The 22,134-nt window shown below is 49.1% G+C and carries 16 protein-coding genes; 9 read left to right on the plus strand and 7 right to left on the minus strand.

Going from position 1 to position 22,134, the window contains the following annotated elements; translation table 11 throughout:
- Nucleotides 1-85 precede the first annotated feature (85 nt).
- The 3 genes from IPN95_16600 to IPN95_16610 are packed head-to-tail and all read left to right on the plus strand — an operon-like array spanning nucleotide 86 to nucleotide 2,455.
- The gene (locus IPN95_16600) at nucleotides 86-913 is read left to right on the plus strand and encodes an ABC transporter permease (GenBank protein MBK9450989.1); all 828 of its coding nucleotides are present in this window, start codon (nucleotides 86-88) and stop codon (nucleotides 911-913) included.
- Nucleotides 913-1,647, plus strand: a complete 735-nt coding sequence (locus IPN95_16605; GenBank protein ID MBK9450990.1) for an ATP-binding cassette domain-containing protein — start codon at nucleotides 913-915, stop codon at nucleotides 1,645-1,647. Before IPN95_16600 ends, IPN95_16605 begins: the two co-directional genes overlap by 1 nt.
- Before the next feature lie 19 nt (nucleotides 1,648-1,666).
- On the plus strand, nucleotides 1,667-2,455 hold the full coding sequence (locus tag IPN95_16610; GenBank protein ID MBK9450991.1) for an MCE family protein: 789 nt from the start codon (nucleotides 1,667-1,669) through the stop codon (nucleotides 2,453-2,455).
- Nucleotides 2,456-3,282: 827 nt separating this feature from the next.
- Here the strand turns inward: IPN95_16610 and IPN95_16615 are convergent.
- The 4 genes from IPN95_16615 to tnpA form a co-directional block, all read right to left on the minus strand.
- Nucleotides 3,283-5,124 carry a T9SS type A sorting domain-containing protein gene (locus tag IPN95_16615; protein MBK9450992.1) on the minus strand — a complete coding sequence of 614 codons (1,842 nt, stop codon included), beginning with the start codon at nucleotides 5,122-5,124 and terminating at the stop codon, nucleotides 3,283-3,285.
- 612 nt (nucleotides 5,125-5,736) lie between these two features.
- Complete coding sequence (locus IPN95_16620) at nucleotides 5,737-6,354, minus strand: hypothetical protein (protein ID MBK9450993.1); 618 nt, start codon at nucleotides 6,352-6,354, stop codon at nucleotides 5,737-5,739.
- On the minus strand, nucleotides 6,351-7,790 hold the full coding sequence (locus tag IPN95_16625; GenBank protein MBK9450994.1) for a hypothetical protein: 1,440 nt from the start codon (nucleotides 7,788-7,790) through the stop codon (nucleotides 6,351-6,353). Before IPN95_16625 ends, IPN95_16620 begins: the two co-directional genes overlap by 4 nt.
- Nucleotides 7,791-8,007: 217 nt before the next feature.
- Nucleotides 8,008-8,475: an IS200/IS605 family transposase gene (tnpA, locus tag IPN95_16630; GenBank protein MBK9450995.1), complete on the minus strand. Its 468-nt coding sequence runs from the start codon at nucleotides 8,473-8,475 to the stop codon at nucleotides 8,008-8,010.
- 246 nt (nucleotides 8,476-8,721) lie between these two features.
- On the opposite strand from tnpA, the gene IPN95_16635 reads away from it, so the two are divergent.
- Nucleotides 8,722-10,185 carry a site-specific integrase gene (locus tag IPN95_16635; protein ID MBK9450996.1) on the plus strand — a complete coding sequence of 488 codons (1,464 nt, stop codon included), beginning with the start codon at nucleotides 8,722-8,724 and terminating at the stop codon, nucleotides 10,183-10,185.
- A gap of 203 nt (nucleotides 10,186-10,388) precedes the next feature.
- Here the strand turns inward: IPN95_16635 and IPN95_16640 are convergent, their stop codons facing one another.
- Nucleotides 10,389-10,850, minus strand: a complete 462-nt coding sequence (locus IPN95_16640; protein MBK9450997.1) for a hypothetical protein — start codon at nucleotides 10,848-10,850, stop codon at nucleotides 10,389-10,391.
- 611 nt (nucleotides 10,851-11,461) lie between these two features.
- Between IPN95_16640 and IPN95_16645 the strand changes: the two genes are divergently transcribed.
- Nucleotides 11,462-13,786, plus strand: coding sequence for a T9SS type A sorting domain-containing protein (locus IPN95_16645; protein MBK9450998.1), 2,325 nt, complete (start codon nucleotides 11,462-11,464; stop codon nucleotides 13,784-13,786).
- Nucleotides 13,787-14,156: 370 nt separating this feature from the next.
- Entirely contained in the window at nucleotides 14,157-15,998 is a 1,842-nt protein-coding gene (locus IPN95_16650; protein MBK9450999.1) for a matrixin family metalloprotease, read from the plus strand.
- 5 nt (nucleotides 15,999-16,003) lie between these two features.
- On the opposite strand, the gene IPN95_16655 is transcribed toward IPN95_16650, so the two are convergent.
- Complete coding sequence (locus IPN95_16655) at nucleotides 16,004-16,366, minus strand: hypothetical protein (protein MBK9451000.1); 363 nt, start codon at nucleotides 16,364-16,366, stop codon at nucleotides 16,004-16,006.
- Nucleotides 16,367-16,930: 564 nt separating this feature from the next.
- Between IPN95_16655 and IPN95_16660 the strand changes: the two genes are divergently transcribed.
- Nucleotides 16,931-17,377 (plus strand): hypothetical protein, encoded by a 447-nt coding sequence (locus IPN95_16660; GenBank protein ID MBK9451001.1) that lies wholly within the window; start codon nucleotides 16,931-16,933, stop codon nucleotides 17,375-17,377.
- 6 nt (nucleotides 17,378-17,383) lie between these two features.
- On the opposite strand, the gene IPN95_16665 is transcribed toward IPN95_16660, so the two are convergent.
- Nucleotides 17,384-18,892 (minus strand): hypothetical protein, encoded by a 1,509-nt coding sequence (locus IPN95_16665; GenBank protein ID MBK9451002.1) that lies wholly within the window; start codon nucleotides 18,890-18,892, stop codon nucleotides 17,384-17,386.
- Between the two features lie 1,409 nt (nucleotides 18,893-20,301).
- Between IPN95_16665 and IPN95_16670 the strand changes: the two genes are divergently transcribed.
- The gene (locus IPN95_16670; GenBank protein MBK9451003.1) at nucleotides 20,302-21,459 is read left to right on the plus strand and encodes a hypothetical protein; all 1,158 of its coding nucleotides are present in this window, start codon (nucleotides 20,302-20,304) and stop codon (nucleotides 21,457-21,459) included.
- Nucleotides 21,460-21,506: 47 nt separating this feature from the next.
- Complete coding sequence (locus tag IPN95_16675; protein ID MBK9451004.1) at nucleotides 21,507-22,064, plus strand: hypothetical protein; 558 nt, start codon at nucleotides 21,507-21,509, stop codon at nucleotides 22,062-22,064.
- Nucleotides 22,065-22,134: the final 70 nt, after the last annotated feature.

Raw genomic sequence — 22,134 nt, forward strand, 5'->3', positions numbered from 1 at the left:
ACCACCCTTGCGGTAGTCCGAAGTTGTCCCAAACAATTTTCTTGATTTGCATTCGACAACATTGTTCCAAGCTTGATTTTAACACATGTCTACTGAATCAAAAATAGAAGCCATTGCTGCGCCTGCAAAGGAGGAAAAATCTCCCTTTGCAGGCGGCATCGCAGTGGTCAAGGCGTTTTTCCTCACGATCACGCAGTTGACGTGGTTTCTGCTTAAGTACTTTATTGAAGTGCTTAAACCGCCGTATGAATTCAAAGAATTCCTGAAGCAATGTTTCGTCATCGGCTACAAATCGTTGCCGATTGTGGCCCTCACCGGCTTCATTATGGGGGTCGTACTCACGATTCAAGCAAGGCCCACCCTTGCCGAATTTGGTGCAGTTTCTTGGCTACCCGCGATGGTGGCCATTTCCATTGTGCGGGAAATCGGGCCGGTGATTACCGCCTTGATATTCGCTGGAAAAGTGGGGTCCTCGATTGGTGCAGAATTGGCTTCCATGAAAGTCACCGAGCAAATCGATGCGATGGAAGTGTCAGGCATCAATCCATTTAAGTATATCGTGGTGACAAGGGTTTTGGCCGCCACCGTGATGCTGCCGCTATTGGTGGTCATTTCCTGCTCCATTTCGATGTATGGCGCATTTGTGGGTGTAAACCTCCTTGGCGAGGTCACGTTTCAGTTGTTTTTTGCGCAGGTATTTGATGCCATTGGATTCAGCGACATCTTTCCAGCACTGATCAAAACCGTCTTCTTTGGGTTTGCCATCGGCCTCATCGGCTGTTACAAAGGATATACTTGCAACAAAGGCACCGAAGGTGTCGGTGAAGCCGCAAATTCAGCGGTTGTAGCTGCCTCGATTTCCGTCTTCGTGCTCGATGTCATTGCCGTTCAAATCACCAGTATCCTAACCTAATGGAACAGAAAGCAATGGTCGTAGAAATAGAACACCTCAAGAAATCTTTTGGGGACAAAACGATTTTGAGCGACTTCAGCCTGAACATCGCCAAGGGGGAAAACCTCGTGATCTTCGGGAAAAGCGGCAGCGGAAAATCTGTCTTGATCAAATGTCTTGTGGGATTGATCGATCCGGATGAGGGAATTGTCCGAATGTTAGACCAAAATATTGCGTTGCTCAATGGGGACGGCCTCAACGAATTGCGCAAACGCGTGGGCTTTCTTTTTCAGAGTGGCGCATTGTACGATTCGATGACGGTGCGGGAAAACCTTGCCTTTCCCTTACGGAGCCGTAAATCGATGCCCAAAGCGGAATTGGAGGCCTTGATCTTAAAGGCATTGACAGATGTAGGCTTGGAAGCGGCCATTGACAAAATGCCCTCCGAATTGTCGGGCGGTATGCGCAAGCGCGTGGGCCTTGCGCGCACATTGATCCTCAATCCAGAGATTATTCTTTATGATGAGCCCACCACGGGATTGGATCCGATCACCTCCAGGGAAATCAGTCATTTGATCTTGGACATTCAGAAAAAGTACGATGCGACGTCCATCATCATTACCCACGATGTGGCGTGCGCGCGGATTACTGCCAACCGTATCATCATTCTCAAAGACGGAATGGCCTTTGCCGAAGGCAGTTTTGAGGAACTCTCCAATTCGAAAGATGAATGGGTCAGCTCCTTTTTCGATTAACGATAGAATTTAATTCACTATGAAAAAGAATACCGGAAACAATATTAAGTTAGGTGCATTTGTCTCTGTCGGCATTGTCTTGCTGATCGCAGCGATTTACATGATTGGCTCAAGGCAGCATTTATTTAGTACAACATTCAGGCTCAGTGCAGTATTTACCGATATCGCAGGTCTTCAAGTCGGGGGAAATGTGCGGTTTTCGGGTATCAATGTGGGGGTGATCGAATCCATCGAACAAGTCACGGATACCACAGTGCAAGTCGATATGCAAATTGCGGAGCGGAGTCGCAAGTTTATCAAGGAAAATGCCGTTGCAATCGTGGCTTCCGATGGCTTGGTGGGGGATAAGATTATTTCCATCAAGGCGGGAAAGCCGGGCATGTCGGAAGTAGCCAACAATGATTTCATTGCAACCTTGCAACAGGTGGGTTTTGACGACGTGATGGTCGATTTGAAAAGGACAAGCGAGAATGCTGTCATCATCACGGAGGACCTTGCGTTTATTCTGGAAAACCTGGCAGCGGGCAACGGAGCCATCGGCAAATTGCTGTTTGACAGTGCATTTTCCGAGCAAATGGAAGGCGCCTTGGTCAACCTCAAAGAAGGTGCCGGAGGATTTAAGGACAATATGGATGCCGCCAAACACAGCGTTTTGCTCAAGGGCTATCTCAAGAAAAAGGAAAAGATGAAAGCCAAAGCCGCCGAAGAAAAGGCTGCAGCAGCCCAAGAAGCTAAAGAGGCTAAAGAAACCCCCGAAGCAGACGCCAAACCCGCAAGGGTGAAGCGCAATGTGATCGGGAAGGATTGAGGGGGGAATGGCCGCCAATATGGCTTAACAACGACAACAACAACAACAAAAGCCCTAATCGAGGGCTTTTTATTGATGGGAAAAACAATTCGGTGGAAGTGTTCCATGTTTCAGGGATCCATGCAGCACTGCGCACTGCAAGATCGGGAAGTTTGCGGTTCTTGTTGAAGCTGTTTCAGGTCGGAAGTCATGCGGCACTGCACGCCGGCTGACCAGGTTCTTGTTGCGGTTTTAGAGGGTGGTGTTGGGGCCACCGTTGCCGGTGCCGCCGCCATTTCCGTCGCCGCCATTTTGGCCTCCTAGTGATTCTCCTCCCACGTTTCCGCGCCTTGGCGTGGGGGTATTTGATTTGGCGGCTTGCCGCCATTTTTCATCGCCTCACCCCTTTCCCCTCTCCAACGCCTTCTTTGTCAGAGACTTGGAAGGCGTTGGAGAAGGGAGTTCGGGCGGCTTTGCCTTTCGTTTTGAGGTCCGGAAGCTTCCGATTCTCCGAAAAAGTATCGCAATCGGTAATTAGCTTCGTTGATCTGAAAATTGAGTGGCAATGTTGCCGTATCGCGATTGTGCTGAAATTGCATCAAGTTTGGTGCTGTGGTCTGGTCCGGCAGCTTCGGATACTCGGAACAGCTTCCGCACCAGGTATTTAGCATCGCCGATCTGAGGATGGCCTAACGTTTTGTGGTACCCGAAGCAAACGGTACAGTCATTCGCCGGTCGACACAGCAATTTTATGAGGCTCGAGCTTACTAAGTCACTCGAGTCCTCGCAATCAAATTGGATTCAAATTTACTACCTACATTGTCTGCATCGAAATAGCATGAAGGTTGTTAATGTTGAATGACTAGCTTCTTTGTCACCGTGGCAGCCTTGTGCTGTACTTGAACGAAGTAAAGCCCATCCGGAAGTGAAACGGATGAAACTGAAATCGAGTGGTCACCCTTTGGGCATGCAACGCCATCTAGGATTCGAAGAAGCTCGATTCCAGCGGCATTCAGCAATGTTGTTTTAACAATTTCGGCGTCTGCAAGATGAATATTGATGTGAACCACATCGTCGGCTGGGTTGGGATAGACTGCGAGTTGAAATGCATCATCGTGAACCTCCTGCTTGATGGATGGAAGGGTTTCAGTGTTGTCAGGGTCGATTCCCAAACTTTCTTGCGTAAGCGCATCGAGGTCACCTGAATGTAGGTTCGGCAATTCAGGATTGGCAAGGCGAAGCTGAGGACAGCAGGCGACGGGTTCTGGAACAATGTCGACATCCGCGCCAGAATCTATTCTGAAATCCGTGTCAGGTCTCGTGTCAAAGCCATTGGTGAAATGAAAGCCAAGGTTGCTGGTACTTGCAGCCCAGAAATAGGGAACTCTGATGGCTTCATCACTTCCGATGATGATCGAGTCGCAAGCATACCAGTCGTGGGTACCGTAGTAAGGGCCACCATACAGGTGCAATATTTGATAATGCGTCGGCGAAGGCTCGAGTCCAAAAAGTGGGGGCACGTAGTTTGGGGCAATGGAGAAGGTATCATAGGCATGGTCATAGAGGGTAAACAAATCATACCTTTGTGAAATTTGTGTTCCGCAATTTCCCAAGGTTACGACGATTTGGTAATAGTTCGGGACATTTAAGAACTGAGCGGCATCATTGCGATTGTCCCAACGCAGAGATAAATCCTCAAATCCATTTACGTTTTGTTGTACATCCGTGTAAACCGTATGCTGCCACCTGTCGATCACTTCCATGGTGTACCAACTCACGTTGTTGATATTGCTGAGCACCCATTCATCAAAAATACCATCGCCATCTGGAGTCATATAGGGTCTTGCACTGTTATTGTTCCATGAAATCAAACCATTTGGATCGCATGAGGAGCAGGTTACCGGAAACTCGTCAACGTGAAAGTTGTCAACAAAAAGGTAGCTTGATGCATTTCCTCCGGTCCTTACGATCGTGTCATAGTACCCGTCAAATAACCAAACAAACCAATCAAATCGATTTGAATAGGGAGGTGGGACTGTAAATGTATAGTCATAAGTATGCCACTGCCCCATGAGCTGACGATCAAGTGTATCATGTATTACATGGTAGCTGGTATCGTTGATTCCAGTTCCAAAGTAAAGATCAAAGACGTATGGATTAGTGTCGCAGGGGATAAAATAATCGAAGGAAAAGTGGTAGGTGCGGTGGCGTAATTTATGTGCCATTTTCTGCTGCAATCCTTCGCCTCGAGGAGGGGTAAACTTCACAACGCCAGCATAGTGTGGTCCATCGCCATTTGGAATGGCTGGCAGATTGTTCCATACATTTTCCCCTGCAAAGCAGCCCAGTGCGCCGTGAACGAAACCAGGTGCATTGTAAAACCAGTCAGTTGTAGTCTGTTTGTATTGTCGCCATCTAGCGCAATGTGCATCTAGTTCTGAAGTATGTCTTAGGTAATTGTTGTCACCATTCTCAAAGCTGTGATTCCGGATGAGATTGGTCGGTTGTCCATTACCTTGCATTTGGATTCCAAAGAAAAGGACAAAGGATAACAAAGCAAGTAGTTTTTCAGGGACTACGATGTGTCTTGAGATTTTGTGCGACCCTTTCATTGCAAAGTGTAAATTACGGGTGATTTTTGCGAAAGTTAGAATTGAAAGCAAAGATTCAGCTCTGGCCAAAATTGCCATTTCCGATTCCCATTGCCTATGTATTTTTGATTTAGAATTTCAGCGGATGCTTCCAATTCCAGACGATTGGTCAACCTCATACCTATTCCCGAACGAAGTCGCGGAGAGATTCCAAACTCATTAAGAAAAACAACGGGAAGGCCGACGTCCGAAGGATATAATTTGGCATGACGCCAAACGATTGCGGTTCTTGGATCAATGAACCAATTGACTCGTTTGACATCACTTCCAAAGTATCCACAAAACCGAATACCCAAAATTAGGGAGAGGTCATTTTGGTGGGTGCGGCCGTCTAGAAATCGTGGTTCTATTGGAGGATTATTTGAAGGCCATTCAAAGAATCTGACAAATTCGTAATACTTGTTTCGATATTCTAAATCGATATGAAATGAGATGTGCTTTGAATCCCGAATTGTGCGTTGAAATTCTCCAGAAAAACGAAGATTGGCCCTATTTAGTGCAGAATAAATTGGGTAATAGATTCCCAAAACATCAATTTTCAGCGCATTGCGCCTATTCTTGACGGGTTCTTGCCCGAAGCACCTTCCTCCGATCGTCACAACGACAATCAGCAATAAACATTTCGCTATCCTACGCATATCCATCCTCCATTCAAAACCATACCCCAAGACTTACCTCGGGATAGGCATCTATCTTATAAATATCCGACCCTAGCAGTCGATAAGGTCCCACATCGCCTGAGATCTCTAAGCCGATTCGTCTCAGGATGCGGAATTCTACACCTCCACGAAGGCGCGCCGTCGCGCCCAATCGATTTTTTCGGCCATAGTCCGTCATTCCTCCAGCATCTTGAAACTTGGCATGACTTGCGACGATTCCTGCTCGTAGTTCAGCATACAAACCTAGACCGAAGCCATCACGTTTGATCAGGCCCTTTGTCAATCGTGGACCCGCGAGCAGGTTCAAGTCCATTTGGTGCGAAACTGCAAAATCCATCCAATTGCCATTCGGATTATACACTGAAAACACGTCTGGACGCTTCGAAAACATGACCTCGCCTACCATGGAAAGGTATTGGATATTCGGCATCTTCCGTTCATACCTCAAGTCCGCATTCCACCAAAAAAACTGAAGGGTACCTGCACGTATCACCATGACCGGGCCCAACAAGTTGGTTTTGATGCCATTTTTGAGCACGATTTCCGCAGTCTGTCCCCAAGCAGTGGCAAACAACAGCAGAAGGCATAGTGTGCAGATGAGGTTTCTCATTGCTTGATCTCCTTTTTGAGGGCATCGACATCCTGTTGCAGTGCTTGGTTGGTGGCGATGATCTTCTGATTTTCTGCCTTCAATTCCAATAAATACAAAGTCAGTTCTTCTATTTTTTCAAGAGACTTTGCTTGCATTTCACCAAGGTCAATGCCTTCCATGGCTACCTCACCTGCACTTGGAACTCCTGGCAAATGACCGTTTGCCGCGATGAAAGCGGCCACTTCAGAAAGTGGCATCAGTTTGTAATCTGATTGGAATACATAGTCTGCCCAAGCTGGATAAACGTGGGCCGCTTTTGCACGGATATGACCATTCACACAGAGTTTGTATTCTCGGTTCCCCTCAAAAAAATTCGCTGTGCCGACACCAATGTGGTTAGCAACAAGGATATCCCCACCAAATTGCACAGTCTTTGCGGACTGCATGTTCACCTTAAGCTTTGAATTTTGGTTACCTCCAGTTTCAAGGAAGCCGTCTGTGCCATTGTGCCCAATCGTCATTGCATTGTTGGCATTTGACGCTTGCTGAATGGAAGTGGAGCCATTGGCTGAAACCAAAGCCAAGCTACCTGACCCACCTACTGATTCGACACGCCCAAAGGTACCATTGTGTGAGAGCGCCACGAAGTTCGCAGGATTGGTTGCTTGCGCCACTTTGGTCGTGCCGAGTACAAAAAGTCGTGTCCCAATTGCTGGGGAAGATCCGATGCCGACCGCACCTTGCTCATTTAACTGTAGGCCTTCAGGAAAAGACACCGTCGCATCAGCGATTTGGGATGGCGCCACACTAAATTGCAGTATCCCAGCGGCGGATTGATATTCCATTTTTGCGGCGGTACCAAGTTGGTAGTGATGCTGTGTCGCTCCATTTTGGTACATGTTGAACCCAATGGTCCGCACGACATCGCTGACGCCAAGATCCTGACGGTTGAAGGTCACTCCCATATGGTCATAAACCTGAAATGCTGCCTTAGCGTCTGCACCCTGTACTACGACATTGCCCGCTGGCGTGACACGCATCCGCTCAATCCCGTTGCTGTACACACGAAATGCAATCGGATTGGTCGTACCGATGAAGCAATCTGGACCAGCGGCATTCCCATCGCCATCCCAGATCAAAAGGTTGCAATCTCCACCGCCCGTGCCTGGATCGGTTGCTTTTCCGAGACTGCCATCTGGCATCACAATCACGCTGGCCGTATCGGTTGAGGAAAGCGAGGAGATTCTGACCGTTCCAGTGGCACTTAGGCTCAGTCGTTCGGTGCCGTCGGTCTTCAAAACCAGTGGTGTGGGATTTGTTGTTCCAATAAAACAGTTGGAACTTGGAGCATTGCCGCCTGTTGTCCACGGTGTTTGTCCAAAGCCGCTAATAAATGAGCCAACAGACAACACAGCCATCAAAATGGACTTTTTAAAAGAGATTCTTGTGCACATAGGCATGATTGGTTAAGAAATAGAGGGTTAAAAGCTTGAAGTTAATGACATTCTTGTGGATTCCAAACGGGATTTTACAACACACGCGTAAATCGTGGAGGTGTACACCAAGGGTTTATGTAGATCATAGGAGGCGTAGGCCTCCCGCCGAAACGCCGATGCTGCAGCCAACCGCGTCCCGCGTGCAGGAGCCTCCAGCTGAATTTTGAGGAGCCAATCATTCGTCTGCGATCCAATCGAATAGATATTCGTCCTTGTATTCGATTTCGAATTTTTTGAGGAAGCCGATGTATTCCTTCTTGAAGGACTTTTTGCGATGATGCTCTTTTTGATTCATGATGTATTTGATGATGATGTCCAATGTAGAACGGCTGTAAGAGAAGGCTCCGAATCCTTCCTGCCATCGAAAAGCATGTCTTGAAAATCCGCGTTCCTTGATGAAGGCATTGCTCGATTTTTTCACTTCGCGCACCAAATCGGAGAGTCGGCATTCGGGTCTCAATCCGATCAGGAAATGAATGTGGTCTGGCATGCCATTGATGGCCAGCATTTTTTGGCCGTTGGCTTGGACAATCGCCGTGATGTACCTGTAAAGCTCCTCCTCCCACGAGGCGTGGATCAATGCCTCGCGGTATTTTACCGCAAAGACAACTTGAATGTGCATTTGAGAATATGTATTTGCCATAGCAATATTTGACTCCGCTAGAGTCATTGATGAAAATGATAATTAAACATTTGCCTCCCCCCACCAACATTTGACTCCTCCCGAGTCATCGACCCCAGCGGGACTAAAGAATCTTCCGACATTTCCAGAAATGGCCCTGTACGCCGAATTTGGCCGCTTTCTTGCCTCCAATTCTATCAATATTCCAAGTCTTGCGACCGTCTCGCTGACCCTCGGAATCAGTTTGGAAAGAAAAACGATAGAATTATGAATCAAAAAAATCAAGGAATCGCGGGCAAAAAGAAGACTTCCGTATTGCTCCATCTGGACACTTCCCATCAACGGAAGGAGGACGGAAAAAGCAGGTTCTACCTCAAAGTGCGCGTACAAGGAAAGCCACAATTGTACGACATTCTTCCCGAAGTATACATGGATCGGAAGTATTGGGTTCACGAGACCGACGAGTCGGGTGCCGAGAAAAAGAAAATGCGCATCCAGCACGCAAAGGGAAATCCGAATTCGAGGCAATTGGAGATGACCGTGCTTGGGAAACTGAGCGAGATGATGGGCATCATCGAGGACTTGGGCAACCAAGGCCATGCCGTGACCCATGCCATGATCGGGCAGCGCTGGAAAGGCACTGGCATCAAGACGCTGGTCGAATACATCGAGGCGCGGATGGAGGATGAGCGTGCGGAGGTTCGGGCAAGCACTTTCATCAAATGGCGCTCCTGCCTACGGGCAATCCGAGCCTACGACCCACAGGTATTGCTCACTGAGGTTACGCCCGAATGGTTGCGGGGCTACGAGGAATACCTACGACACATTAAGCCACATGCGAGAATTTTGGAAATAGAGGGCAGCGAAAGGGTTGTTAAGGGCAAAGGAAAGGGCTTAGGGCAGAATGCAATCGTCGGCAATTTCAAGTTCCTCTCGAAATACCTTCGCGATGCGCTCGTGCGAAACTTCATCACCAAGAACCCGATGGAGGTTTTCAGGCATGAGACCAAGGCAAGGAAGAGGCTCCAATGGGTCACGCCGAACAGGAACATCCTTTCTGAATCTGAGATCGCTCGCTTGCATGAGGCCTACGAGGGCAAGGAACTCCTGAATTTGTTTCCAAAAGGCTCGAAGGGCATCAAGCTCCACAACGTGTTGCAGCAGGTGCTTGCGGCGATCTACTCGGGATTCCGTTTCAGTGACATCGCCCAATTCCAAGACCAACTGAAGATGACGGTCACAGACACCCATCTCAAGCTGACGATGCGCAAGGTGAACAAGCAACAAACCATCAAGATCACGCAGAAATTGCGCTCGGTGTTGTCGCTGGAAAACGGAGGCTCGTTGTTCGATGCGCCGATCATGACCAACTCCTCGATGAACACGAATCTCAGGAAGATATTGGATTGCCTCGGGATCGAGAAGTACCTGAGCTGGCACGACCTCCGCAGGACTTTTGCATCCCATCTACAATCCATGAACGTGGACATCAAGAAAGTCTCGAAGTTGTTGGGGCATTCATCGGTCGTCGTGACGGAGAAATATGTCAAGACCCAAGACTACGACCTCGACAGGGCGATGGACGTTTGGGACGACGAACCCGCAAGCCCGACGGGAATGGCAGACCGCAAGCTCATGGGCTTGGTGGTCGATCTCGTGGAGGAGAACCCCGGCTTGGTGCTGCCGACCGAATTGGCGGCGATGCTCGTGCAGTACAGGCGGGCCATGTGATCGTCCACAGCAAACGAAACGGCGATGCATCTTGCCTGAAAGGTGCATCGCCGTTTTCGTTTGGGCCAAACCTATGCCTTTCCTATTGTTTTCCTTGCAAAAGCTATGTGTTTGCTATCCTTTTCCTCTGTTTTGACCATCCATCCACCATACGTTTCCTATCCTTTTCGAGAGGCCGTTTTGCGGTTGGTGATGGCAGCTTGTCACTCGGCGACGGAATATAAGTATGCTCCCCGCCCCTTTCGCTTCTGCCGGACAACCGCCCCAGCCTTGACGAGCTGCGAAAGGTGGACGGAGACCGCATTGTCCACTTCCATTGATTGCAGGAAGAGCGGTTCCCAAGCGACCAACACCGGGCCGATCTCCCTTGCGAGCAGGGGCCGCTTGGCCTCGGTCATCACAAGGATGATCTTGTCCTTCCAAGTCATGCGCGTAGAGTACCCCGCCGGGGCATGGACGCTTCCGAATTCCACTTCGTGCTGCAAGGGCGTGCTTGACATTGCATCGATGATCGCCTCAAGCTCTTCCCGCTCCCGATGCAGCATCTCCTCAAGCGCGGTGACGCGCTTGCGCTGCCTTGCCTCCAGTTCGAGCAACTGCCTGTCGGGTATGCCCCGCCATTTCAGGCGGGCTGTCTCAGCCTCGCTCAAAAGTCCACGTCCCATGCCGAATGCGGTTCATTTTCCGCATTGGGTAAATATCGCGAAAAATTGAAATCGCATTGGAAAACCGCAGGAAAACCGCAAGAAAAGCCTCGGAAAAGCCTATGAAAACCTTCATAAAGGCAGGAAAAAGCTAAGAAAATGCTAAAGTAGGAGGCGGTAAACTGTACCCGAATTGCCAAATGTGGTCGCCTGGATGAATCGCCCTTTCTCCATCGGTGTGAATCTTCTGTGATTGCACGGAAAATCCTTCCTCGCAATCGACTGATTTCGAGGAAACAGCATGACTTTCTGAAACCAAAGGGAAGGTGCTTCTGCTTGGCAATGCCCCGATTGTCAATGCCAATCCGTAAATTCAATTGCGTGGGATTGCCGGAACCGAATAAAAGGAAACGGGCAGGTGGCGCGGCTGCAAGCGATTTCCGACCAGTTGGCGCGGAATCAAATGCAACTCGGATTTTGTCGTTATGGAATCGGCACGATGAATGCACCATGTGTTTGCAGCATGTTGCCTCAGCCTTGTAAATGTCGTAACCTTGTGTATTAGTCTTTGATCGTTCACTATGGAAAAACGGATTATACTACTCCTTTTGTGGATTTTGGTAGCAGTGCCAATGGCACTTGTAGCCCAAAACGACACAGCAAATGGAGCGCCCAAACCAGCCTACCAAGTCACGGGAATCATGGAAACTCCCATCTGGGACGGCAAGCCCATCGACCCGCATTGCGGCAAGGTGTTTGGATGCGGTGGGGAGACATCCCCAAAGGGAAGACTGTTCCAGGACCGCGACCCTGCGACCGCCGACCTGAAAAAGAAGAAAGGAATCATCGTGATGGACACGACCGACGCAGACACTTTCGCGAAGATGGAAGGCGGGATAAGCTTTTGGGACTTTTATTTGACCCAAAAAACAGGGACGGGAAGCTTCCGGGAGGAACCTTTAAGCCAACCACTGGCAAGATGTAGGTTTTTCGGATTTCATGCCTCTGATCCCAAAACGCAAGATCAATTCACCTCGATTAATACTATGGGAAAACGAATTTTACACTTTATCCTGCTGGCAGTGACCATCTTTCAGGGCAGGCTTGCGGCGCAAAACGAAAACGTAACCATTCGCACGGACTTTGAAATGGGCAAGGCTTACCACTTGCAACAAGCTGCAAACTGGATGCCCGCTGCACCGACCTTTACTGTAAACGAGAAAGGTACGATGGGCGACGACCCGAATCCGTTACCACCCTACAATGTTGGGGACGAGAACGAAACCAGCGCGAAAACCTCGGGCACCAATGGCTTCATGGTGAACGTGGGCCGAAACTTTGTAGGAAACCACCTCACGGGCGGCACTCCCTCGGACAATACAGTGGCGATCTCCAATGATGGGCTGATCGTGTCGGCAGACAATTATAGTATCGCCTATTTCAAGGAGAATGGGGACACGATCACACAGTTTGGCTTGCCGTTGGGCAAGTTTTACAGCGACACCACCATGAAACGTGATCCGTTTGATCCCAGGGTGATCTACGACAGCTACGAAAACAGATTCATTTTTGTCTCGCTTTTCCGCTCCAACGATTACAAGCAATCTAGGATGCTGCTGAGTTTCTCGAAGCCCTTGGTTGCGGATACGGTCGAGTGGTATCAATACCAAATCAATTGTGACAGCATATTCACCTCTGCCAGTGAGGCGATGTACTACTTTGACTATCCAAATATCGCAGTCAGCAAAAGCCAGTTAGTGGTGGCGCTTTTGATCCAGAAACGTGACACGAATGCCGGAACGAATTCAGGTGTGACCAATGTTGTCTTCCAGATCGACAAGGGCAGTGGATATGCAAATGCGCAAGGTCTTGCATTTAGATCATGGAAGAACATCGAAAACGCAGATAATCGCAAGGACATCAACCTTGTTCCGGCAATGGACGCGCTCCAAGGTGATTCCTACGATACGCTTTGCTATCTCGTCCAGAACTATTCGTCGGGGAGTTCCAAGTTCTTTTGGTTTGAGCTGAATGGAAGCATTGGCAGCCCGAACGCGCAGCTTCTTGGCCATTCGACCCTCCCTTCATTCTTCTATGCCACGCCAAGCTATGCCTCGCAGCTTGGCGGAAATGGAGGCGACAGGATATCAGTCTTGGATTGCGACATTCAGTATGCCCTTTTTCAAAACAACAAGCTGCATTTCGTATTTACCAGAAGCAACCAAGATTGGGCGGAATTGGTCTATGCCAACATCAATGTCACGACCAATGCGTTCACGCACTCTGAACTTGATGGTGTTGCCAACAGCGAGAATTTCCTACGGCCTTCCATTGCTTGCTATGGCGTGGATTCCACCGATGAAAATTACTTGATCGGGTTCTTGCGAACTGGCCCCAACCAATTTCCTGAAATCTGTGCGGTGAATTACGATAGCACGGGTTGGAGCCTTGCGCCAACCTCGGTGAAGGCTGGCCTCGGAATATTGGACTTGAGGCAAGACCTTGTGGCACCTTGGGATTCATTGGAGCGTTGGGGAGACTATACCTGCATACAAAGGCGGTACAGCGACCCGTTTAGACGGTGCTGGATGGTTGGCGCACATGCGTTTGGGCTTGCGCCCAATCATTTCGGGAAGGTGAGCGGTGTGAATGCCTGGATAGCGGAATTGGGCGACTCGCTTCCCGCAATTGGGATAACATCACCCGTCATTGCCCTAAAATTCATGATCGCCCCTAACCCTGCCAGCAACACCAACAGTGTCGTTGCGCATTTCCCCAATACCTTGATCGGGACAATCGTTGTTGCCAACCTGCAAGGCCAAGTATTCGCAGAAGTCACGTTTTCAGGCAAGTATGCCGAGATTCCCGTTGCCGATCTTCCCGATGGCATGTATTTTGTCACTGCAAAAACCAAAGGTGTAAAGTATGAAACTCAGAAACTTATTGTCCGCAATTAGTCTTGTCGCCCTCATTTCCGCTTGCCAGCCCCCTGCGCAAACCAACGATGCCCGGCGTGAGTTGGACTCAATCAGAACCGTCCTGAACCATCGGATCGATTCCTTGGAGGCGGTGACTGGCACCCTTTCAGATAGCCTCGAAGCAATGCGAATAGCACAAAATATGCTCAAGGACTCTCTGGCCCACAAATCGGAAAAGCAGCCCAAGCGACCTCCGTTTGTAGCCCGCGACCTCAAAAATGGCGATATTAAGGATGGGGAGGATGGGCCAAGAAAGGGAGGCAAATAGAACCTCCTCGGCTGGCCAATACGATTCAATGTATTCTCGAAAATCAATCACACGAAAATCCCTCCGCAAAAACTTGGAAATATGAAAACACGCTTCACTCTGCTCATCTTCACAATCACCTTGGCGATCCTTGCCAGTTCGACCTATTCCCTCCATGCACAGCTAATCCCTGTCCCGCTAGAAAGGCGCATGGCCACCGCTCAACTCGTAATCGAGGGTGAGGTGATCCACTCCCATAGTTTCTTTGGGGACAACCGCAACATCTACACGAGCCACATCGTGCGCATTGACAAAATTATCAAGGGAAGCCCCGCCATAGCCACATTGGAGATTATCTTGGAGGGTGGCACGGTCGGCGGAAAGTCACTTTGGATCAGCGACCACTTGGTTTTGGGGCCAAAGTCTTCGGGGGTGTTTTTTCTAAACCCGCTTGGAGATACGCATCCTGCTAAGCTCGGGAACCCAAGGCTCGCCTACGATGTTTACGCCGATTCGCAGGGCTTCATCGCGTACATGGAGCAGCCTGGCGCGACGATAGCAGTAGAGCCGTTTCACGTATATCGGAGCATCGCCACCGACCTCTATCCCTTGCTGGGCCTGTCGGGAGCGCAAGCTCCTGTGAAGCACAAACCCATACCCTTGCGCGTTTCAGGCGGGCCGATCATCGATAGCATTCGGCCTTTGGAAGTAACCGCTGGTACGCGCACGACCTTGAGCATTTATGGGCATGGCTTTCTGTCTGGGCAAGGGACAGTCCAGTTTCCAAATGCAAATACCGGGGGAACTAGCATGATGGTCGGTGACTCGACGGACGTTCAGCAGTGGACAGATACGCTGATAAGGGTTTGGGTCCCAAGCATTGGGGCATTGCCCTTTTTCATAGGTACGGCTGGATCAGGGCAAATAGAAATTGAAAATATCTCAGGCGACACTGCGCGGAGTGCCGAAAACGTTGCGGTGCTTTTCGGGATCAAAAATGTCAGGAACCAAGACAACCAATATCCAATCGGTGTTGCGGAATTTGCCTCACTGTTCGACCAAGATTCCCATGTGCCGAGCGACACGAGTGGAGGCTATACTTTCAGGCTCAGTGATTCATTCTCAGCAACAGATAGTGCGGAGGTTGCGCTTAAGCAGGCGTTGCGGCAGTGGCGATGCGCTACGGGAGTGAATTTCAAGATAGGAGCCGATACCTCCCTCAATGTTTCGGGGAATGATCTTGTAAACCTGGTAAGATGGGACGACTTTCCAGATACCCTTGCAACTGGTCGCTTGGCAAGGACAACACTCTATTTTGTGGACTGCGTGGTTGGCCAAGCACCGGCCTATCAAATCTCGGAGATAGATTTCACAGTCAATCGAGAATTTGCTTGGAACTTTGATACCACTGGAAATGTGCCTTCCAAAGTGGATTTCTACTCCGTGGCCCTCCATGAGATGGGCCATGCGCATGGACTGGAGCATGTGATCGACACAAATGAGGTGATGTATTACAAAATCGCACCGGGTGAAAGAAAAGCCATGCTTACGTTGGAAGCGCTTGACGCTGGGTTTTGGATGATGGATTCAAGTGCCGTTGCAAGGGGCAACTGCTATGGCCCCATGACGATTGTGCCTGCAAATGACTGCAACATGCTGCCCGTCGCTCCTAGGCTCGAAGATGCCGCCCAACTTCTACTATATCCCAATCCCTCAAACGGGACTATCCATGTCAAACGATCAGGTGGAACCCAATCGCGATCCTTGGAGATGAGGCTTTTCGATGCGGGAGGAAATGTCATCGCTTCCAACCGATTTTCTGTAACTTCTACAACTGCGGATACTTGGCTCTTGGATATGAACCAACTTCCGTCTGGCCTCTACCTGGCAAGCCTCCGACTCGGCAATTCTCTATCTAATTCCAAAATTGTTCTGAGCAGATGAAAGCACTACCTACCTTTTTTTGGCTTCCATTGACATCCATCATGATGATCGCGACCCTTATCTCTGCCTGTACACCGCTCCAGCAAAAGCGCCGTGATCCAGAATGCCGACTTGTTTTTGAGCAGATCGAAAGGTGTTGGGGGCGTGATCCCGCCACTGGGCTGCATCTGCTCAAGTGCGCTGCTACTGGGGATCATGGATTTGGTCATTTCAAGAACGATGCTTGTTTCCAAGGTCTTCGACAACAGGATATTGAGCGCCTTTTTGGCAAGGCAGACACCATCGCGGGAGGTCACATGTATTACTACATGAGTCAGCCATGCCTTCAAGGAACCGCCGTTGTATCGAATGGATGCTACTACCTCCAATGTATTCTTGATGCAAACGGTTTCGCTACAAGGATCATGATAGCAACGATGTTTGAGAATATCGATTAGCTAGCACCTGGCTCGTTTCCAGACAAGGGAAAGGATTGCCCCCAATTCCATCTATCAACTACCTCAAGAAAGCGAAATTCACTCTAAGGCAAACCCAAATAGCCCGCTATTTGGGTTTCCTGTCACCGCTTACATACAGAGCTTACCCACATTCACCGTTTTGGAACACCGCCAGATGGCTCCCTTTTTCACAAAATCAAACGCGCAGCCATTGAGAATTTGATCCGATTTAACCGTGTCGGTGGTTTCCCACCAAAAGCTACCCAAGATTCCTCCAAATCGAGCCTCAAAGAGTCCAGCAACCAAAGTGGGATTGATCCGCCCACGTAGGAAATGTAAGATTTGGCAAGGCCGCTTCACAACAATCTTCAAGGCGATTGCCAATACGCTTAGCCCATTTCACCGCTTGGGGATATATTTTTGGCCTTTTCGGGCCGTTTTGCGTACCTTGGCTTTGTCGATTCTTGCATTTATCAACCAAAGAGTGGAGTGCGTATGAGAAGGTTACTTTCGGGTCTTGCTTTCAGTTTGTTCATTATCACATCGGTAGCCGCCCAAGGAAACGGGAATGGCTATGGAAATGGAGGCTATGGCAACAATGGAAACGGAAATGGCGGCTACGGAAACAATGGCAATGGAAACGGAGGGTACAGCAACAACGCCTACGGCCAAGGAAACAGCCAATGGGCAAACGTCAATTGGCCGCAATGGCTGATCAACTGGCTTGAAAACGGGGGGCAGATACCGCCAGTGCTTGCGGCAAACGTGATCTGGGAAGCGCGAGGATGGGGGCAACAAACTTTCAGTCTGAACTATGGACAGATGTTGCAGAAATACAGCCAAGGGCAGCTCACGCTTGAATACCTTTCGACTTCACCGCCTTCATTGACTTTCAGAGTACGATTTGGTGGGTTGAGCATCACTGTCATTATTGACGGTTGATTCCCATTACCGAAGACGCAACTCTGTCCATCCAATCATCGGGTGCAGGTGGGGATTGAAGGTTGTATCCACAGAATGCTGGTAGCTCCGAAGACGCTCTAGGAGCTTTCCCAACGACTTTCTTAACTTGGACTTGCCTTCAAGGTTGCTTTCTTTGGCCAATAGCATTACAAACTCTAATGCAGCAATTGCTATCAAGGAATGAACCTCATCCTTCAAGTAGATTGTAAGATAGCGTTTGTATCGTTTTCCGTATGATTTCAAGCCACGCTCATCGTCTTCGTCGATCAGGAGCATGAGATGAAGTATTTGGAACACTGCTTGCAGGGCCACGAAAGGAAAAGAATCCGAATGCTCGTATGCTTGCCCAAATACCTCCCTAGCTGCCTTGGTATTGCCCGTCGAAAGATGATAGAAACTAACAAATATGTGTGTTTGGAATAGCACCACATCCTTCTGCAAAGAATTTAGGATCGTTTTGTTTTCATTCCAAGCCTCAAGCCCCATTTCGCCGAAGGATGGAATGCCAAATTGAAAAGATGCATGAAAAAGTGAATAGGGAAGGCGACGCAGATAAGTAAATCGAATTGGTGACTCTGACATCGCCCTTGTTCTGATTTCTTCAAGGATTCCAATAACCTTTTGCCTCCGATCCAATGCCGTGTAGTAAGCAGACAAGCGAAAAAGGCATCGGGCATGGTCTTCACTTTCGCTTTTTCGGATTTTTTCAAGTTGCTTGATCAAGTTCCGTAGCTTTTCGGCAGCCTTTGCAGCCTCAGCAGTTCGCCCTAGAAAGTAATGTAGCCCCTCATCTAGCCGTAACTTTTGAATCTGGTAGCTTATCGGCCAAGCATCAATGTTCTGGCGAAAAAATTTGCTCTGAAAATAGGATTCAGTATAGGTCTCGTCAAACTTGCCTGTTGTGAGAAGTTGGTGCCTCGCTTTTTCAAGATACTGAGCAGTATGGAGGTCGATTTCTGCATCTAAGGCCACGAGCTTCCCATTTTCCATCGCCTCCCTTGCGATTTCTTCAACTTTACTGATCCGTTCATCTCCCTTGAAAATGATCGCCGCTGCCTTGAGTTCCTTTTTGTACAAGATGCCTAGCCAGCCAAATTCCTCCTGCTCCTTTGCGAACTGTTTTGCCTCTGCGATGAACTCCATTGTTTCATCATGTATGCCCCATCCAAGGAGGACATCGACATCCATGACCTGTAAGGCTACCTCCGACTGATAGAAGGCCATTTTCGATGCGGTGCGAATGAGCCATTTTCTCGCCGTCCTTCGCATCGATCCCAAGTTATTGTCTGCAAATGCAGCTTTTTCTGCGGCAGGATCATACACATCCATCGAACGAAGAAGTGTCAGGAGCTTAAATTGCAATGGCTCCTTGAAACGCATCACGGCCATCATGGAAACCAATTGCCACTCCTCCTCAGAAAGCCCACGCACCATCGCCCAAAGCGTTGGTGACGCTTTGCGACCTCCCTTGGGCATGATTTTCTTTACGGACATAGGACGACAACGACTGACTGAAATCCTGATTGCGATCTTTAGCAAGATAGCAACTTTTTATGAAATGAAACCATCGTTCCTAAGAATGGAAATACTTTGGAAAATCTTTTTTTGCCTATCATTCTATCTTGGCATCACGATAGAATGAAACGAGGGGAGGAACGCTCTTTAATAGCGATGGAAAAAGGCCAAGGGAAGCAGATAGGTGCAGGAATCGACAACTCACTTAACCCGCAACCTAAAGCCCTACGAGAAGATAACCCAGCCTAGTTGGTTTCCCAACACAGGCTGGGCCTTTTCAAATCTTCCTTTCAATGTGGCCAAAGTTTCTAAGGCAGCAACCACAGAGAAAGCGCGATCTTTGACGTAATACTATGCTTTTTGGAGATACTGTCACAAAAAATATGGGATGGAGGGATTGCTTTGCCTTTCCTGATCCATCCTAGAAGGTTGGTTTAGTTGGTTTGATAGGCATCTGCAAAGGTACTTATCCGTTTGGGTGCTACATGCTCCCGAACGTCAAGCGCCTTTCCAGGCGTTCCCCTCCTTCCAAAATGGTTCCTACGGGAAACATGAGCGGGAATGTGTCTTGGATGCGATAGAGGGTGATTTTTGGAGTCTCGGAAGGCGGCGGCATGGTGGGCTTTTCTATCCAGTCAATGAGAGATCGCAGGGAAAGTTTGACCCAACCTACGTTCACAAATCCCAAATTATTGTTGATTGATTGTTGGCCTCACCAGTCGCCGTCATTCCTTGCCCAAATAGATTCCAGTCCAGCTAGAAAGACTCTGATTTCTTCACTACCCAAGTTGTTTTGCAAGCGCGTGAGGGCATGGCGGCAATGTTGCCGATTTCCATCACCCCGACCACGATGAATCATAGCGCATCGTCGCTTGTCCCACGCGCTGCCCCTTGACCAGTAATCTCCTTTTATTCCTGCAAGCTCCGCTTTAGTTGATGGCGGCTGCGATTTTAAGCATGTTGATTGATTCATTCGGGGCCGACGCCAGTTGGCCCCGATGTTTCCTTTCTTTCATGTAAGCCGCATCGACCTTCGGGCCACGCCGGGAGCGAGACTTGCAGGACACCCCCCAAGAACACGCTGAATTCCAGCAAGGGCAATTGCGCTAGGGTCATTTCATCGATCTTATTGAGGAAAACAGCAACCCAAACGCCCTTGCACATGCAGATAAGTAACGTTGCGTTCTTTCCTTTTGCCATTGCTACCCTGATAGGACGATGGCTTTGGCGTGTTCAGGGGCAAGGGAACAGTCCGCTTCGTGCGGATGGCCCTTTGCCCCTTGTCTGATAGCAACCTAAGAAGCCACAATCAGCAAGGCCGTCCTTGCCTATTTGATCGACCACACACGTTTTTCAATTTCTCATCAATCACTTAAATCTGGTTTGCTATGAAAGATACCCGAACACCGACGATGCAAGGCCCAACGGTGAAACCGCCTGCCCTTACGAATGACTTTTCGGAGCAGGAGGCGCAAATGACCTCATCGGCAATGCCTCCCAAGTTTGCGCTGACCGCAAGCCCCTTGAATCCACCAAGCGATGAAGGCAACGCAAACGGCCTCACGCCGCAACAGCAAGCCGACTTGGAAAGGCTTGGATTGAGCGGAGATGAAATCGAGGCATTGGCCTACCCGATTGCAGCCCAAATACTCGCTGCAAGCACTCGCTTTGCACCAGAAGAATGGCAACAGCTTTGGCCGACTGTAAAGCGCCTTGGGCTTGTGTCCCAGATGGCGACGATCCTTGAGGACTTCTATGAAAAAGGCCATTGGCTCACGAGTCCAGATGCCGTTTCCCTTGCCATGTTGGAGGGATTCAGCTATACAAATGCAGACGGAAAGAAGCTGGGCGGCTTTTTGGAGCTTGCCCAAGACGGTGATCGCATCGGCATTCGTGCCGTGATTCCATACGACGACTTTGGAAAAGCCATCATACTCAATCCCAGGAAAACCACGACGGTGCTAGGCAGGGCCGTGGATGCAGCAAAGCATCCAGACGGGTTCAGGGGAGCGATGAACATGCCTATTGGCACCAACTTTGTCCGGTTCCAAAAGGATTCGAGGGTAGGCGAAAACCAAGGCGGGACGAACGTGCTGGACATTGCTGACTGGACTTGGGCCAAGAACAATGCTTGGTTGCAAGCTGCCGTGGATCGCGGGGACACGATTCGGTTTATCAGTGATCCTACGTTGCCATCGACGCTTTTCAAGGATGGGAAATTGATTGATGGGGGCATGACAGTGACAGGGCTGGAACTTGGTGTGCTTCTCAACAAAGGGCTTGCCCCCGACAAGGGTTCTGGAAATGTGGCCAAGTTCAGCAAGTCCGATCTTTTGCTCCATCCCGTCCATTGGCATAAGGTCAAAAAGGAAGTCGTCAATAAAGGGCAACTCAAGGACATGGATACAGAAGCCTACAAGCGGTTCTTGTACCGATCTGAGGATCCCGACCTTTCGCCCAAGGTTGCCAAAGACGGCAATGGCAATGTGATCGAATTTCAGTCGAATTTCTTTGGCGGAACCCCACGCGAAATCGTTACCTCGTGATTTTCGTCCCTAAGATTTTCCTAATTTACTCGTTCAATTGAAGTCCAATGAATCCTCAAAATACCTACTTTGACCTTGCCTCATTCGTGAATCGATACATGGTAGAGAGCATTGATAAATATCATTTTCTCCAAGGCAAGGGGCATGGCGATATTCTGACCCTCACTAATTCTCACTGCATCATCTATCTTCAAAATTTTGGAGAGGGAGTAGGTTTCTCCTTTGCCGCGATTTCAGACCCGGAAACGGAGTTCTCGTTGTCTGAATATCTCGATGCTTTTGTGCAAGGAGGGAGGCAGAAATATTGGCCCAAACCGCCACAAGACATCGACTTGGAGCAAAAGTTAATCGATGACATGTTGGCATTTAATCTGGTGCTGACTTCGGAGGTTCTTGCATTGCCTTTGGCTGGGGATTTTTCTTGGAGTTCCAAATTAACTGCTTACAATGAGGAATATTCACGCCTTGGTCAAGAATTGACACGGCTTGAAGTGATAGACGAGCATCCAGAATGCGATGCTATTTGGCGCAAGAATTTGAATGGCGACCTCACTTGGATGGACGATGTAAGGCGCATTCTAGCCGAGCAGGAGTCCAAATCCTAATCTAAAACGCTTGTAGGCAGATTCACAGAACGTCCCATCGTCGGGATGGTTGGGAGAGTCATGCCCTGAA

The organism is Bacteroidota bacterium, assembly GCA_016718825.1.
Classification (GTDB): Bacteria; Bacteroidota; Bacteroidia; order J057; family JADKCL01; genus JADKCL01.

What these genes read in the sequence shown, in the direction of transcription:
- IPN95_16620 (MBK9450993.1), bottom strand. Translation starts at nt 6,354, where the DNA reads ATGAGAAACCTCATCTGCACACTATGCCTTCTGCTGTTGTTTGCCACT.
- IPN95_16645 (MBK9450998.1), top strand. Translation starts at nt 11,462, where the DNA reads ATGGCACTTGTAGCCCAAAACGACACAGCAAATGGAGCGCCCAAACCA.
- IPN95_16670 (MBK9451003.1), top strand. Translation starts at nt 20,302, where the DNA reads ATGAAAGATACCCGAACACCGACGATGCAAGGCCCAACGGTGAAACCG.
- IPN95_16640 (MBK9450997.1), bottom strand. Translation starts at nt 10,850, where the DNA reads ATGGGACGTGGACTTTTGAGCGAGGCTGAGACAGCCCGCCTGAAATGG.
- IPN95_16650 (MBK9450999.1), top strand. Translation starts at nt 14,157, where the DNA reads ATGAAAACACGCTTCACTCTGCTCATCTTCACAATCACCTTGGCGATC.
- IPN95_16615 (MBK9450992.1), bottom strand. Translation starts at nt 5,124, where the DNA reads ATGGCAATTTTGGCCAGAGCTGAATCTTTGCTTTCAATTCTAACTTTC.
- tnpA (MBK9450995.1), bottom strand. Translation starts at nt 8,475, where the DNA reads ATGGCAAATACATATTCTCAAATGCACATTCAAGTTGTCTTTGCGGTA.
- IPN95_16605 (MBK9450990.1), top strand. Translation starts at nt 913, where the DNA reads ATGGAACAGAAAGCAATGGTCGTAGAAATAGAACACCTCAAGAAATCT.
- IPN95_16675 (MBK9451004.1), top strand. Translation starts at nt 21,507, where the DNA reads ATGAATCCTCAAAATACCTACTTTGACCTTGCCTCATTCGTGAATCGA.
- IPN95_16665 (MBK9451002.1), bottom strand. Translation starts at nt 18,892, where the DNA reads ATGTCCGTAAAGAAAATCATGCCCAAGGGAGGTCGCAAAGCGTCACCA.
- IPN95_16610 (MBK9450991.1), top strand. Translation starts at nt 1,667, where the DNA reads ATGAAAAAGAATACCGGAAACAATATTAAGTTAGGTGCATTTGTCTCT.
- IPN95_16600 (MBK9450989.1), top strand. Translation starts at nt 86, where the DNA reads ATGTCTACTGAATCAAAAATAGAAGCCATTGCTGCGCCTGCAAAGGAG.
- IPN95_16660 (MBK9451001.1), top strand. Translation starts at nt 16,931, where the DNA reads ATGAGAAGGTTACTTTCGGGTCTTGCTTTCAGTTTGTTCATTATCACA.
- IPN95_16635 (MBK9450996.1), top strand. Translation starts at nt 8,722, where the DNA reads ATGAATCAAAAAAATCAAGGAATCGCGGGCAAAAAGAAGACTTCCGTA.
- IPN95_16625 (MBK9450994.1), bottom strand. Translation starts at nt 7,790, where the DNA reads ATGTGCACAAGAATCTCTTTTAAAAAGTCCATTTTGATGGCTGTGTTG.